The 13511-nt window shown below is 62.1% G+C and carries 15 protein-coding genes and 1 tRNA gene; 6 read left to right on the top strand and 10 right to left on the bottom strand.

The window, feature by feature from the left end; translation table 11 throughout:
- Positions 1–277 precede the first annotated feature (277 nt).
- A complete protein-coding gene (locus BM222_RS13345; protein ID WP_092228709.1) occupies positions 278–862 on the bottom strand; it encodes a recombinase family protein in 585 nt (194 codons plus the stop codon).
- 830 nt (positions 863–1692) lie between these two features.
- Between BM222_RS13345 and BM222_RS13340 the strand changes: the two genes are divergently transcribed.
- The 3 genes from BM222_RS13340 (at position 1693) to BM222_RS13330 (ending at position 3200) form a co-directional block, all read left to right on the top strand.
- Complete coding sequence (locus BM222_RS13340) at positions 1693–1959, top strand: hypothetical protein (protein WP_092228708.1); 267 nt, start codon at positions 1693–1695, stop codon at positions 1957–1959.
- Positions 1960–2265: 306 nt separating this feature from the next.
- The gene (locus BM222_RS13335) at positions 2266–2745 is read left to right on the top strand and encodes a hypothetical protein (protein WP_092228707.1); all 480 of its coding nucleotides are present in this window, start codon (positions 2266–2268) and stop codon (positions 2743–2745) included.
- Positions 2742–3200 (top strand): hypothetical protein, encoded by a 459-nt coding sequence (locus BM222_RS13330; protein ID WP_092228706.1) that lies wholly within the window; start codon positions 2742–2744, stop codon positions 3198–3200. Before BM222_RS13335 ends, BM222_RS13330 begins: the two co-directional genes overlap by 4 nt.
- Before the next feature lie 30 nt (positions 3201–3230).
- Here BM222_RS13330 and BM222_RS13325 read toward each other — a convergent pair whose 3' ends face one another.
- The 3 genes from BM222_RS13325 to BM222_RS13320 all read right to left on the bottom strand — a co-directional run bounded on the left by BM222_RS13325 (position 3231) and on the right by BM222_RS13320 (position 6926).
- The gene (locus tag BM222_RS13325) at positions 3231–5945 is read right to left on the bottom strand and encodes a DUF3987 domain-containing protein (protein WP_177243190.1); all 2715 of its coding nucleotides are present in this window, start codon (positions 5943–5945) and stop codon (positions 3231–3233) included.
- Positions 5942–6439, bottom strand: a complete 498-nt coding sequence (locus BM222_RS41025) for a hypothetical protein (protein WP_177243189.1) — start codon at positions 6437–6439, stop codon at positions 5942–5944. Before BM222_RS41025 ends, BM222_RS13325 begins: the two co-directional genes overlap by 4 nt.
- Before the next feature lie 214 nt (positions 6440–6653).
- Positions 6654–6926, bottom strand: a complete 273-nt coding sequence (locus BM222_RS13320; protein WP_143105949.1) for a helix-turn-helix transcriptional regulator — start codon at positions 6924–6926, stop codon at positions 6654–6656.
- Positions 6927–7267: 341 nt separating this feature from the next.
- Between BM222_RS13320 and BM222_RS13315 the strand changes: the two genes are divergently transcribed.
- The 3 genes from BM222_RS13315 to BM222_RS42020 all read left to right on the top strand — a co-directional run bounded on the left by BM222_RS13315 (position 7268) and on the right by BM222_RS42020 (position 9544).
- Complete coding sequence (locus tag BM222_RS13315) at positions 7268–8032, top strand: hypothetical protein (protein WP_092228704.1); 765 nt, start codon at positions 7268–7270, stop codon at positions 8030–8032.
- A gap of 120 nt (positions 8033–8152) precedes the next feature.
- The gene (locus BM222_RS13310; RefSeq protein WP_177243188.1) at positions 8153–8464 is read left to right on the top strand and encodes a hypothetical protein; all 312 of its coding nucleotides are present in this window, start codon (positions 8153–8155) and stop codon (positions 8462–8464) included.
- Positions 8465–8830: 366 nt separating this feature from the next.
- A complete protein-coding gene (locus BM222_RS42020; RefSeq protein WP_244547114.1) occupies positions 8831–9544 on the top strand; it encodes a tyrosine-type recombinase/integrase in 714 nt (237 codons plus the stop codon).
- Positions 9545–9551: 7 nt separating this feature from the next.
- Here the strand turns inward: BM222_RS42020 and BM222_RS13300 are convergent, their stop codons facing one another.
- The 6 genes from BM222_RS13300 to plsX all read right to left on the bottom strand — a co-directional run bounded on the left by BM222_RS13300 (position 9552) and on the right by plsX (position 13399).
- Positions 9552–9908, bottom strand: a complete 357-nt coding sequence (locus tag BM222_RS13300; RefSeq protein WP_092228703.1) for a hypothetical protein — start codon at positions 9906–9908, stop codon at positions 9552–9554.
- A 179-nt stretch (positions 9909–10087) separates the two neighbouring features.
- Positions 10088–10165: transfer RNA gene (locus BM222_RS13295), tRNA-Pro, on the bottom strand.
- Positions 10166–10275: 110 nt separating this feature from the next.
- Positions 10276–10860, bottom strand: coding sequence for a MerR family transcriptional regulator (locus BM222_RS13290; RefSeq protein ID WP_092228702.1), 585 nt, complete (start codon positions 10858–10860; stop codon positions 10276–10278).
- Positions 10861–10886: 26 nt separating this feature from the next.
- The gene (locus BM222_RS13285) at positions 10887–11228 is read right to left on the bottom strand and encodes an integration host factor subunit alpha (protein WP_177243187.1); all 342 of its coding nucleotides are present in this window, start codon (positions 11226–11228) and stop codon (positions 10887–10889) included.
- Positions 11229–11360: 132 nt separating this feature from the next.
- Positions 11361–12341, bottom strand: coding sequence for a beta-ketoacyl-ACP synthase III (locus BM222_RS13280; RefSeq protein ID WP_092228701.1), 981 nt, complete (start codon positions 12339–12341; stop codon positions 11361–11363).
- Positions 12338–13399, bottom strand: coding sequence for a phosphate acyltransferase PlsX (gene plsX, locus BM222_RS13275; protein ID WP_092228700.1), 1062 nt, complete (start codon positions 13397–13399; stop codon positions 12338–12340). Before plsX ends, BM222_RS13280 begins: the two co-directional genes overlap by 4 nt.
- Positions 13400–13511 lie beyond the last annotated feature (112 nt).

Raw genomic sequence — 13511 nt, 5'->3', positions numbered from 1 at the left:
AAATCGCGCACTAGCGGAGGCGGCTGCCGGAGGTTTCCCCTAGAGCTTCCGGGGGGGTGCCGGGGGGTGGGATGCCGCCCCTGGGGCTGAGCCCATCGAGCGCGTGGCCTCGCCACAATGGCTAAGGCAGTAACCACGCGCCGCGCAAGGCCGCTGCTTCTGGCATGTAGCCTGATGTAGGCTCTAACTATCCAAGCGGCTCAGGTAGTTGCGCGACCGTTGGCGCTACATTGGCGCCGCAACTACGGTCGATGCGTCGATTCGTCCACTGCTTAGTCTACCCCGCGTCGACCACTCGCTGCACGACGCTCGTTCCGACGCCAAGCGTCCGGCCAATCTTGAGAATGCCCATACCCTTCGCGCGAAGGCTGCGGATGCGCTTCTCGACCGCAGGATCGGTGCGGCGGCGGCCAAGCACGGTCCCGCGCTCCCTGGCGCGCGCAAGCCCGGCATTGACGCGCTCCCGGATGATGCCGCGCTCGAATTCAGCAAACACGCCTAGCATCTGGAACATGGCGCGGCCGGCAGTGGTCGACGTGTCGAGTCCCTGTTGATGCAGAAACAGGTCGACGTTCTTTTCCCGCAGCGCCTGCAGGATAGCCAACAGGTCCGTCAGGGATCTGCCCAGCCGGTCGACCGACCAGGCAGCAACCATCTCGAATTCTTTCGCGTTCACGGCTTTCATCATGGCGTCGAGTCCGGGGCGCTTGTCTCGCCCCTTGGCGCCGCTGATGCCGGCATCTTCGTACACTCGGACGATTTGCCAGCCCGACCGCTTCGCTACCGCTTCCAGCTCGCGGCGTTGATTGTCCGTCGTTTGGGCGTCTGTACTCACTCGCAGATAGATCGCGACTTTCTTCATGATCCGCCTCCCTGGTGAAAACCCTGAGCGCCAGCGTTAAGTCCGACATATACGGAAATCAACTATTTTTGGTATAGGACGCGGCGTCCGATTTTGTTGAGCGCTTCCAACGGCACCTGCCGAGGAATTCGCTCGAGGTTTTCCGTATGGGCAAAATCGCGGCCCCTGGCGCGCCCATGCGCCTTGGGCGGGCTTTCACTCGTCTGAAGCCCCAAGGCTGCCCAGGGGGCCTTCTATGCCGACGAGACGGGCATCCATAGCGGCCTGGAGCTGACGCTGTGGCGCTCGCAGATGCTCGGGCAATGCGCTGCGCTCGATGGTCGCCAAGCGTAACCGGCCATTCGATAGGGTTTCTCGCAATTCAAGCCGGCGCGCCCGCACAAGCGGCGCCGGGTGTTGTCGCCTGACAGACGTGCGGTTTCCTTCAACGCGTTCGAGCATAGCCAGCCATTTCGCCGCATGAATCCGCTGTTGAGCCCTGAGCGACAGCTGAGAGTTTTGTCGAGATTGGCAAAATATTTTCGGCCGCCAAACCGGCGGCAACGGATTGAGTTGTGTCGCATTTTGTTTGGATGGGGCGTGTAGAGAACTGAGAGAAGATCAACAAAATCAATAGCTTACGTTGACAATACGCGATTTGGCGCGCATCCTCTCACTACAGGCTGAAAACCTGCAAGGCGTAGTTTCGAACATCAAAAGTCCCGGTGGCACGTACGTATGTCCAGGATCCGACGGGGTCTAAAGGTACGTCGCGGACCATCTACGCCTGGTCTTTTTCACGCCGGGGAATCAGAACTCTAGCCCGCCTGAAAAGCGGAAAGGTGTAGCAGATGACGAACGTCATTCCGTTTGGCCGAAAGAACCACATGACGGCAACGCCGGCAGAAGATCAGGAAGCGAACCGCGCGCTCGAACCGCGGGCGCCATTCAGCTTTGACATGATCCAGCCCGGGGGCGGCGATCTTGTCCTGATCGATGCTTGCGTGCCAATGGCGCTGGCCGTGCGGTTCGCCGAGTTGATGGCTGAATTCCAGGAAGATAGCGCTGGCAATTCGAACAAGCGCCGGTCGCGCAAAAAGGTCGCTGCGTCGGCGTAACCTCCGCCCGTTCAAGCGAACCCGCTGCGCTCCAGAGCGTGGCGGGTTTTCTACGTTTGAGGGTCCTTCTGCCCAAGGGGCAAGGATTTGTCTCCACTGTCTCTTGCGCGCGCGGTTAGGACGGAAAGGACGGCAGAGACAGCACTAGAATATAAAAAGGGGAGAAAGGCGATTCTACAGCCGCGCGCGCAAGAGACTCCGGAGACAAATTTTAGCACACTAAAGGCCGCCCTTGGGCTCTTTGTCTCCACTGTCTCTTGCGCGCGACACATCGCGTGTGGATTTCCGAATTCAGGTGCCGAACCCATGTCGCTACCAGAAATTATCGCCAACGGCGGGAACACGGAATTTGTCCAACTGCTCGACGCCAGCGGCGTTGCATTCCTAATCGTAGGGGGCGCGGCGGTTGCGGCGCACGGCTGCCGGCCTACAGGTGCGGTGGATGATCTGGATATCGTGATCGATCCCACTACGGAAAACGTAAGAAAATTCATTGCCGTACTTGCGGCGAGCCACATCAATTTCCAACATCCGGATACGGCGCTCGCCAGGCCGGGCGTTCAACTCCCGGTCAAGCATCTGCACTATTACCTTGATGTGCTGACGCCACGCGCCACCAGTTTTGCAGACATGTTCGAGAAATCAGTTCCGGCAACACTTGGTGGCATGGCCGTTCGTGTCGCCTGTCGTGATGACTTAATCGCTATGAAACGATTTGCGATTGCCCAAGACGATCCGAGCCGCGCAAAGCATGAGGCGGATTTGGCGCGATTGGAGGAACGATGAACGCCAGCAAGAACGGACACGACGAAGAATACATGCCCGTCGTCGCTGCGCTCGCCCCGGTGCTTTACAACCTGCCGCCAAAGATAATCGCCATCGACGGCCGCCCAGGTTCAGGAAAAACTACGCTCGGCAGGTTTCTGGCGTGGTGGTTCAACGTGTCGCTAGTCGAAACAGATCACTTCTTGTTCGAAGGCGAAGGGCTGTACCGATATCGCACCGGCGAAATCCAGCGCATCATCCAAATCCGCCTGGACCGCAATTTGCCCGTCATCGTGGAAGGAGTGACCGTGCTTCGGCAGCTTGCGACGATGAACCTTGCGGCAGACTTCATGATTTATGTCGATAACGCTGCCGCGCCGACCTTCCGCCGCGAATACGAAGCACAGCTTGCGAAGTACGAAGCGGAATTCGAACCGCGCCAGCGTGCAGACTTCACGCTGGCGCTGGATCACTGAGCACTGATCTGGCTTCATGGGGCCAGCCCCTTAGTTTGGTGCAGCCGTGCCCGACAGGCCTTTGTCTCTGCCACGCCGCAGCGCCCCGGCTTGTGCGATCGCGTCCATCGCCTTGGACCGCCTTTCCCGCTCGCTCAGGCCCCGTTCGGCGAATGCTACGTGCACCGCCGGATTGACGGCCCAATGTGTCGGCCGGCCGCCGGTGAACTTCGTCGGGCGGAGCCAGTCGTTTAGCTCGAGGTCGCGCATGGTGTTGGTGAGATCGCCACGCGTGTCCTGTCCCTTGAAGGCCGAGTAATTTTTATAAACGTCCCGTTCCGTGATGGACGCCAGCCCGCGAGCGACGATGTAGCCGGCAACCCAGCGCGCGTGCTCCTCAATCTGCGACGCGCCCAGGACGTGATTATAGAAAACTGCGGCATGCGGGTGGGCGAACTCCTCAAGGAATCGCCGCGCCCGCCGGGCAGTCTCGCCGGACACCAGCTCGGCCGGCTCCGAATCAATACCTAGAGCCGCCTCCGGCCGCGCGTACCATTCGACGAAGTGAAACACCAAGGCGAGTCGCCCGAACTCGTTCGGGAGCTTTTCCAGCCACTGCGCAAAACTGGCGGACGCTTTCGGCAGCGCCATTTCCCGCTTCACAAAGGATTCGAGTTGGCGCCGTTCGCGGTCACCCTCGATCGTAAACCGGAACCGCCTGCCAGCGCCCGAGTCCACCAGGCTACGCGCAACCCGATGCACCGCGTCGGCCACATCGTCATCAGGTGCGATATCGGGATCTTCATCGTCTGGCAGTTTCTTGATGATGACCGGCAAGAGCCGCTGCAGCATGCCGTCGTCGGTAAGCCCGGCACTGAGCGCCTTGATTTTGGCCGGCTGCATGCCGCCCAGGACCGAGACGGCGCCGACCGGGACGTGGATCGAGTCGCGGCCCATGCGGTCGACGGTGACGGCGGCACCATCCTTGAACTTGAGCCAGATCGGCCGATCCTTGCCGCCCTTCGCGCGGTAGGCGTCCATTCCACCGAACAGGCCGGCGAGTTCATCACCGAAATACAGCAGGCCGTCGGGGTTCTGATCGAGGAGCGCCACAAGCTTTTCGGTGGTCGCATCCTCCACCAGCTTGCGACGGAAAATCGGCTCGCGCGTGGTCTCCTCAAAGTCGGGCGCGATAATTTCGGCGCGGCCATCGGCTTGACCTATTGCCGGTCCCGACTTAGCGAGCTGGGCCTGCTTGGCATCGTGCGCACGTTTCTCTTTCGCGTAGCGCTTGGCAGCGTCGCTCTCGATCTCGTTCACCGGTGCCATGGCATACTTCAGCGTCGCCGATTTGTTGCTGCCCGGCGGCCCGAATAGGCCCATCCACAGCACCGGCCTCACTGTCCATCCGGTGTCGTGCTGGCGCATCTGCATTTGATTGCCGGCCGGCACCAGGGAGCCCAGCGCCACGATACGCGCGGCCGCGGACGCGCCCGGTTCAATGCAGAGCCGGCGCGCATCATCGCGGGCGGCCGCTTCGATGATCGCAGGCACCACGCCCAACGGCAGGTCCGGCGGATTGGTCTCGTCCATCCAGACGTCGGCAGGCTCGCCCCATTCCGCCGCCGGCGCATCGGGCGCCGTGTCACTGGGCTTCGCTTTGGGCTCGGCGATCGTCACGCTGTCGAAACCTGACGCCCCGGCAGTGCTTGTGTTGTTGGCCCAGGCCCTCGCAATGTAGCGCGCGTCCAGTTCCTTTTCGGTGCGATGAGCCCATACGGCAAGCAAGGCTCCGAAATCGGTGGCGGTAAAGCCGCCGGCGCGGCCGAGGCGGCCGGCCAGCGCGAAAGCGTATCCGGATGGCGAGACGTCGTTTTGCTCTGGCGCCGGCGTCCCGGCCCACAGCTTATCGAGCACGGGATCTTTGTTGCGCGCGGCCTCAAACTTCTGGCGCAGCGCGCTCGGGAGGTCGTCGTAATGGTCGACCTCGGGTAGGTCGATGTCGGGCAGCTTAGGGTCGCGCTTGGCGGGCGCGGCAGTGGGAGGCGCCCAAGCGCGCAGCGCTTCGAGGGTGACCGGAAGGCCCGTGCTCAGCGGTAGGACGCTGGCGAGCGCCGGGGGCCGACCCTGTGCGGCCTTATCCGCATCGGGAACGTTGATGGTGCCCGGCAGGCGCATGATGCGATCGACGTTCTGAACCGAATCGCCGCCGTATCTGTCCCTTAGCGTTCGGCCTATGCCCTCGACCAGCTCGACGTTTTCGGGCGTTGCCGGCAGGCGCTCTGCCAACTGCCACCAGGCTTGATATCCGCCGCCACTATCGACGACCAACGTCGGCGAGCAATCTGCGCTGGCGACGCGAGTGATGACCTCGAGCAACCGCGCGCGCTCCTGTCGGAAGTTCGCGCCCGAAGGGTCGCCCCCTTTCACCTTCTTGGTATCGAGGTCGACCACCACCGCACGGATGGTGCCAATGTCTTTTTTGAAGAGCTTCTTTGATTTGGGTGCTTCGGCCCGCGCTTGATTGACGGACGTGTAGATATTCTTTTTACCCTGTCGGGTCTCAATCCACGCAATCACTGCGTCGCGTTGGGATGCCGAAAAGGTTGCAGCTTCGATATAGTCGGGATGGTTCTTTGGCAGATGAGGGTCGATAGCTGCGAGATCGTGGCGCCCAGCGGGATCCAGACCCTGAAGGATGGCGACAGCCACGTCGGTCCTAGTCTCAAGTTTCTCGGCGGCGGCGCTGCTTCGAGAGGGCTTCATTGCAGGCCCTCCGGTCCGAACAAGCGTACCTCGCAGTTGCGGCCTTTCCAACGATCCACTGCGGCCCGCCAGGCCTCTGCCTGTGACGGCGTGGTGTTGATGATCGTCTGAAATTTCGAGCCCGCGTTCGCCGCGCTGACCAGCCATCCGCCGACGTTGTCGTAGAAGCTGCTGCCCGGTTCGCACCAGATGGCGATCTGCTGCGAGCGCTCGAAGCCCCAGCGCAACGTGCTTGCGTTGAAATCCGCCACCTGCTCGGTGCCGGCCTCAGCGTGGATGTTGAACTGGACGAAGTCGTGAGCCTCGATCGCGATGCGTCGTGCGCGTTTTGAGAGACCTCCACCGGGCGACAAACCGACGTTGGCGATGTTCTTCGAACCGCCTGGCACGATCAGCGTGTGGAAGCTGGCGCCGCTATCGGGTACCAGGAGCGCAGCAAGAATGTTGTCGGCAGCGCCTTTGCGCTGCGAGCCCTTTTCGTGTAGGATTTTCAAGTGAAAAGCTCATTTTTGCCCGGTGCTCGTTTGCGGCGACGCCGGGCAATTTCTTGACCGGTCACACCGAGCGATTGGGTTCGACAACTCCTGGGCAAAGATGCCCGGAGCCACGGGCGTGGGTGCGAACCACCGCGGAAGACTGCCCATCGGGCAACACCGCTCAGCAAGGTAGGCGTAGAACGACAGCGACCGGGCTAGACCCGTGTGCGCTTTAAGTTGACGCGTCCGGATATTCGCTGGTCGACTTGAACTGACGCGCACGCGCCCAGGCGTCCAGATCCTCTACAGCGTACGTCACGCTGCGCGGGGTGAGCCGGATGAACGGCGGGCCGTCGCCGCGCACGCGCATCTTGTCGAGTGTGCTGGTGGCAAGCCCGAGATACGCCGCAGCCTCCGGCGGCCGCTTGTAGGTCGGATTGTCTGGCGGGGTCGCCTGCCGACGGGGCTTCGCAGGCGGGCAGCCCTCTGCAGTCGTTTCTGTCATTCGATTTTCCTCAGCTATCCGCGACACGTGCTCGTGTTGCCTAGAGTTGAAATTCGCGCTGAGGAGCGGAATCAACAACGGCAATAATGGTGCAGAAAAACGAGCGCGAGTTCAGTCGCTTGGCAGCGTTAATGGAGCACTCGTCGTAGCCCCGTAATGCGCTAGGCGCGCGAGCAGAAGGGAGACGCCGCCGCTGGGAGGAGAGCGCCGCGCAAACTACGACAATTTTTGAAGGCACCTAAATGTACACATACGACGCCAACTAAGGCAACACGCGGCCGGTCGCTCCAAAACAAATAAACTAGGTCGGTGCGCGGCATGCCCGCTGCTATCCTAGCAGCATGGCGAATCGCAAACCCGATACCGACGGCGCGCCCCGCGCGCGGCGAGCAGCGAAGAAAGCTGCGGTACGCGGTCTCGGGAAGCTTCTCGATCAGGAATGGTGGCCGCTCGAGGTCGCGATCGTGTGGGTTGCCACCGGCGATATAGAGCTGACCAAGTTGGCCTTTGGTCGCATCATCGAGCGACGCGCATATCCGGGTGAAAAACATCCTTCAATGGGAACGTGGCTCATGACCTATGAGGGTCGCGCGACGTTGTATGAGGCTACCCCGGGGGCAATGTACCGAAAGCACATTCGCGGAAATTGGAAGCCCGGCGATCTGAGCGTCGAGCATCCCTGGTCCAGGGCCATGGACGAGACCGCGGCCATGTTGCGAAAACACGTGTCGAGCAAACGGGGTCGCCCGCGCGATACGCGACGGCTAGCGCGAGGAAAGCAGCGTGACGAAGTTGAGTGGATTCCGACGCGTGCCTGGTCAGGCGTCAACCTCGTCGACCATCGTAAGTGGGGCATGATCATTTTCGCGGATGATCATCAGACTACGGGACAATGGCGCGACATCGATGTTTCGGCAGAGCCGTTCAAAGCACTCGGCGCCGACCGCGGACGTCAAACCATCGCACAACGAAGCGACTCTTTAGTGCGTGCTCGAAAGAACAACGAGCGCGTTCGGTTGAAGCTGGCAAAGCATGATGCCGAAATGGGCCGGCCCGCAATGACGCTCCGCGGGCGCCCGAAGGGCAGCACGAACGTCCGCCATTAGTTATCCTAAGTTGCTGAAAATCCGACCGTTCGCGCGTTTGATTATTCCGATTGTTGATTCCTTGTTGAGCCCTAAAACGGCACCCAATGGCAAATCGCGGACAATCGAGGATAGTTGAGTATGCCGACCGCACGTGAGGACCCCGCGCGGTCCGGCGGGCCTGAGATCTTGAAGCGCTGCCTCACCAAGAACGAGGCCGCCGCCTATTGCGGCTGCAACACGCTGGCGGCATTCGACCGCTGGCGGGCCGAGGGGATTGTCCCCGACGCCATCCCCGGCACCAACAGATGGGACCGGAAAGCCATCGACCGGGCACTGGACCGCGCTTCCGGTCTTGTGACAGACTCGGCGGCCGAATTGTCGCCCTATCAGCGCTGGAAGGCCGAGAATGCGCCTCAGACGGAAGCCGGACACAAAGCTCCGCGGCATTAAGCGGACCTCCAAGAGGCTCGCAGACGGGTCGGTCAAAGTCTTTCTCTATCACCGCGCCACCGGCCTGCCGCTCGACCCCGGCAATCTTGTCGAGAGCTACGCGGCCGCGGAGAAGCGCAAGCGCCCAGCGGCGAGAAGACGCTGCAGGACCTCATACGGTTTTTCGACAGCTCGGAGACCTACGCCAAGCTCAGCCAAGAGACGCGCGATCAATATCCGTGGAAGCTGAAGCGCATCGAGCAGAAATGGGGGACTGTCCCGGAGGAGACCTTCAACGATCCAGATGACGCCGACGCCTTCGCTGCCGACGCGCTCGCCTGGCACCAGGAGATCGGCAAGACCTCGCATCGCTCGGCCGACAATCTGATGTCGGCGCTGTGCCGCGTGCTCAGCTTCGCCAAGGAAAAGCGACGGATCAAGTATCATCCCATCCCCTCGTTCGAGCGGCTCTACAAGAGCGATCGCAGCGAGAAGGTGTGGTTGCCGGAGCTGCAGCACCAGTTCATCCGCCTGGCGCGGCTCTCGATGAAGACGGCGATGATCCTAGTCAGAAACACCGGCATGCGCGCCAAGGACATCAGGACCTTTCCATGGACGCGCTACAACGGCATACAGTTGCAGATCCGCTCAAGCAAGACCGGCAAGCTGCTCTGGATCCCAGCGACGCGCGAGCTGCGCGACCACCTCGACAGCCTGCCGCGATCGGGCGCGTTGGTGATGTTGACGCCATCAGGCAAGGCCTACCAGCGCCGTTATTTCAATGAGCACTGGCGCGAGGACTGCGACCTGGTCGACGCCGCCAACGCTGCGGCGCTCGGCGCTGATGCCGACTTCGTCCGTACGGCCGACCTTAACTTCCACGACAACCGCGGCACCGCGGCGACGCAGCTGTGTGAGGCCGGGGCGACGCCGCAGGAGGTCGCAGAGGCGCTGTGCTGGACCGTCGAGCGCGCGCAGCGAATGTTCGAGGTCTACATGGCCCGCCGCGGCGTGATGGCCGCTAACGCCATCACCAAGCTCGAGGAGTACCGCGAGCGCACTGGCGACTCCCTGGCATCCCAAGAGGCGAATCGGCGGTAGGCTTGCCTCACGTTGCTTTCCGCTGAGCCTGGTCTGTCTCTTGAACAGCTCTAAAGAAATCCCCGTTCTTGCGCATAATCCGAGTGATACGATCAGGCGTAAGGTCGCCAGCTTCCAGCGCATCAAGCAACTGGGCATTGTTGTGCACATAGGCAGTGATCGGGAGAACCGCGCGAGGCGCTCGGTCCGCCTTGGCCAACTCGAGATGAGCGCTGTATTCGGCCAGTGAAACATCGAGGATCTGCTTAGTTCGGTCTCGCTTGTCCCGATACCGGGATTGAACCACCATGGTGGCGATCGAAGAGACCGAACCGATCATTGCTCCAACTAGACCGAAGACAGCAGCCGTTAAGCCCGCATCCATTTCCCCCTCCGTGTGACGGACGCAAAAACACTCTGCACGTTGCGGCCCATCTAGCATTTCGGAGGTGCTGAAGAGAGACCGCAGCGAACTTTCGGCGAACAGTTTTGGCAACCAAATGGCAACTGGGTGGTCCGTGACAACTGACCGCCCAAAAACAGCTTTGGTTTTATTGAAGAAAATGGTCGGAGCGAGAGGATTTGAACCTCCGACCCCTAGTCTCCCAGACTAGTGCGCTAACCGGGCTGCGCCACGCTCCGAACGTCGTTCCATTAGCTAGGATCGGCTCAATGCGCAAGGCGAGGCGCACCATTTTGGTGCCTTCGCCCAAAGCCCACGGGAACAAACCGCAAAGAGGACGAAAGCGCCCTCAGGCGTCCTTGAGCGCCTGGTCCAGCATCTCCCTGCAGGCGACGAGATCGCCGAGCACGCGTTCCAGCCGTTCCCGGTCCAGCGCACTGGGCCCGGCCGGCGCGGCCGCGGCGCCGCCCTTGCGGAAGGTGGTGAGGATGTCCTCGTCGTCGACCTCCGTGAAGCGGAAGTCGATGCCTTCCTCCTCATCGCCCTGGTAGTCGTCGTCGTCGGAATCTGCGCCATTGACGCCCTTGATGGGCGCCTCGTCGTCGGGCTCCATCAGGCTCGCCCCAATGGCGTCCTCGATGGCGCCGAACGAGACCGCGGCCGAGCCATCGGCCAGTCCCTGCACCGATTTGACGCCGTGCTCCTTGAGGATCCGCTGCACGCCGCGGATGGTGTAGCCCTCCCCATAGAGCAGACGACGGATGCCCTTGAGCAGATCGACGTCGTCGGGGCGGTAATAGCGGCGGCCGCCGCTGCGCTTCATCGGCTTGATCTGGGAAAAACGGGTCTCCCAGAACCGCAGCACGTGCTGCGGAATGTCGAGTTCCTGAGCTACTTCGCTGATGGTTCGGAACGCATCCGGCGCCTTGTCCAAATGCCAAATCCTTCACGTAGGCGCGATTACGCCTCGGGTTGAGCCTTGCTGGCATCGCCATTGGTGCGGTGCTGGGCGTTGATCCGTTGCTTGAGGATCGCGGACGGCTTGAACACCATCACGCGGCGCGGCGAGATCGGTACCTCGGTGCCGGTCTTCGGATTACGGCCGATACGCTGGCCCTTCTTGCGAACCATGAAGGAGCCGAACGAGGACAATTTCACCGTCTCGCCCTTTTCAAGGCAGTCGGTGATCTCCTTCAGCACGAGCTCCACGAAGGCGGACGATTCCGTGCGCGACAGACCCACCTTTTGGTAGACGGCCTCACAGAGATCAACACGCGTTACGGTTTTGCTTGTATCGGTCATCGCCCTGCCCCACATCACGGCGAACAATTGTTGTCTGAAATTAGGAGCTTACGTTCCGGCGGTCAACACCGCTCATCAATGCAGACGCATCGATATCAGGCGCGGATTCGGCAAAATTTTATCGATGTGGCTTTACCAGCGCACCAGGGCCGAGCCCCAGGTGAAGCCGCCGCCCATCGCCTCCAGCAAAACCAGGTCGCCGCGGTTGATGCGGCCGTCCTTCCGCGCCACCGACAGCGCCAGCGGGATCGAGGCAGCCGAGGTGTTGCCGTGACGGTCCACCGTCAGAACCACCTTCTCCGGCGCGATATGGAGCTTGTGGGCGGAGGCGTCGATGATCCGCTTGTTGGCCTGATGCGGCACGAACCAGTCGATGCTGTCGGCATTGAGCCCGGTCGCCTGGAACGCATCGACGATGACGTCGGTGATCATGCCGACCGCATGCTTGAAGACCTCGCGGCCCTCCATGCGAAGATGGCCGACGGTCTGGGTCGAGGACGGCCCACCGTCGACGAACAGCTTGCCCTGGTGGCGACCATCGGAGCGCAAATGCGTCGTCACCAGGCCTCGATCGGTGGCCGGGTTGCCCGGCTGCTCCTGCGCCTCGAGCACGACCGCACCGGCGCCGTCGCCGAACAGCACGCAGGTGCCGCGGTCGTTCCAGTCGAGGATCCGCGAGAAGGTCTCGGCACCGATCACCAGGGCGCGCTTGAACGCGCCGGTGCGCAGGAAATTGTCGGCGGTCGCAAGCGCAAACACGAAGCCCGAGCACACCGCCTGGAGGTCGAAGGCTGCGCCGTGATTGATGCCGAGCCCGTGCTGCACGGCGACCGCGGTCGCTGGAAAGGTGTTGTCGGGCGTCGAGGTCGCGAGCACGATCAGCTCGATCGACTGCGCCTCCACGCCGGCGTCGCTGAGCGCCGCCTGCGCCGCCTTGATTGCAAGATGCGAGGTGAACTCGCCGTCGGCCGCGATGTGCCGCTCGCGAATACCGGTGCGCTGTACGATCCACTCGTCGGACGTGTCGATGCGCGCCGCCAGTTGGGCATTGGTCAGCACCTGCTCCGGCAAATAGGAGCCGCAGCCCAGCACGACCGAACGAATCTTGGTCACGAAACATCCTCCGGCGCGGTTGGCACGGAACCGAGCGCACCCCCATCGCGGTTGAGCATCTGATTGATCTTGTTCAGAAGATCGAACTTGGCCATCTCATAACCAACATCGATCGCATAGGCAAAGCCTTCGGAGTTGATTCCGCCATGGCTCTTGACCACGAGCCCGTTCAGCCCGAGCAGCACGCCGCCATTTGACTTGTTCGGATCCATTTTGTCACGCAGCGCCTGGAAGGCATTGCGTGCAAAAAGATAACCGAGCCTGGACAACCAGCTGCGCTGGATCTCGTTGCGGAGCAAGTCCGCCATCTGGCGTGCGGTTCCCTCGGCAGCCTTGAGTGCAATGTTGCCGCTGTACCCCTCGGTCACGATCACATCGGCCCTTCCCTTGCCGATGCCATCGCCCTCGACGAAGCCGACATAGTCGAGTTCCGGCAGGTTCATCGTGCGCAGGATTTCTCCCGCCTCGCGAATCTCCTCGTGCCCTTTGATCTCTTCGGTCCCGATGTTGAGCAGGCCGACCGTCGGACGCTTCTTGTCGAACACCACGCTCGCCATGGCCGCCCCCATGACTGCGAGCGCCACCAGATGACGCGCATCGCCGCCGATCGTGGCGCCGAGATCGAGCACGACGGACGACCCGCGCATGGTCGGCCATACGGCAGTGATTGCTGGGCGATCGATGCCGGGCAGCGTCCGCAAATGGAAGCGCGCCATCGCCATCAGGGCGCCCGTGTTGCCCGCCGATACGGCGACATCCGCCTCCCCCTTCTTCACTGCATCAATGGCAAGCCACATCGAGGAGGTCTTGCGGCCGCGGCGCAGCGCCTGGCTGGGTTTGTCCTCGCCGCTGACGGCGACGTCTGTATGGATGATCTTCGAGGCGGCCTTGAGCTTCGGATGGCGCTCGAGCTCAGGCTCGATCCTGGCGCGATCGCCGACCAGCAGAAATTCGGTCGCGGGGCGCCTGTCGAGCGAGATGGCAGCGCCTGGAATGACGACAGGGGCGCCGACGTCGCCCCCCATGGCGTCAAGCGCGATACGAACCTTGCTTGGCATCGAAATCCCGGAAACCTGGTCTGGCGCGGTCGTCAACGAGCGGGGCCGCGGAATGGGCTCGCCATGGACATGGCGACCGGCCAAGCGCCACGCCGCACCCGGACCGGGGCGG

Source organism: Bradyrhizobium sp. Gha (genome assembly GCF_900113735.1).
GTDB lineage: Bacteria > Pseudomonadota > Alphaproteobacteria > Rhizobiales > Xanthobacteraceae > Bradyrhizobium.
This window is presented reverse-complemented; position numbering and strand designations above follow the sequence as displayed.

What these genes read in the sequence shown, in the direction of transcription:
- plsX (WP_092228700.1), bottom strand. Translation starts at nt 13,399, where the DNA reads ATGCCAAGCAAGGTTCGTATCGCGCTTGACGCCATGGGGGGCGACGTC.
- BM222_RS42020 (WP_244547114.1), top strand. Translation starts at nt 8,831, where the DNA reads ATGTCGGCGCTGTGCCGCGTGCTCAGCTTCGCCAAGGAAAAGCGACGG.
- BM222_RS13300 (WP_092228703.1), bottom strand. Translation starts at nt 9,908, where the DNA reads ATGGATGCGGGCTTAACGGCTGCTGTCTTCGGTCTAGTTGGAGCAATG.
- BM222_RS13335 (WP_092228707.1), top strand. Translation starts at nt 2,266, where the DNA reads ATGTCGCTACCAGAAATTATCGCCAACGGCGGGAACACGGAATTTGTC.
- BM222_RS13285 (WP_177243187.1), bottom strand. Translation starts at nt 11,228, where the DNA reads ATGACCGATACAAGCAAAACCGTAACGCGTGTTGATCTCTGTGAGGCC.
- BM222_RS13345 (WP_092228709.1), bottom strand. Translation starts at nt 862, where the DNA reads ATGAAGAAAGTCGCGATCTATCTGCGAGTGAGTACAGACGCCCAAACG.
- BM222_RS13340 (WP_092228708.1), top strand. Translation starts at nt 1,693, where the DNA reads ATGACGAACGTCATTCCGTTTGGCCGAAAGAACCACATGACGGCAACG.
- BM222_RS13320 (WP_143105949.1), bottom strand. Translation starts at nt 6,926, where the DNA reads ATGACAGAAACGACTGCAGAGGGCTGCCCGCCTGCGAAGCCCCGTCGG.
- BM222_RS13310 (WP_177243188.1), top strand. Translation starts at nt 8,153, where the DNA reads ATGCCGACCGCACGTGAGGACCCCGCGCGGTCCGGCGGGCCTGAGATC.
- BM222_RS13315 (WP_092228704.1), top strand. Translation starts at nt 7,268, where the DNA reads ATGGCGAATCGCAAACCCGATACCGACGGCGCGCCCCGCGCGCGGCGA.
- BM222_RS13330 (WP_092228706.1), top strand. Translation starts at nt 2,742, where the DNA reads ATGAACGCCAGCAAGAACGGACACGACGAAGAATACATGCCCGTCGTC.
- BM222_RS13325 (WP_177243190.1), bottom strand. Translation starts at nt 5,945, where the DNA reads ATGAAGCCCTCTCGAAGCAGCGCCGCCGCCGAGAAACTTGAGACTAGG.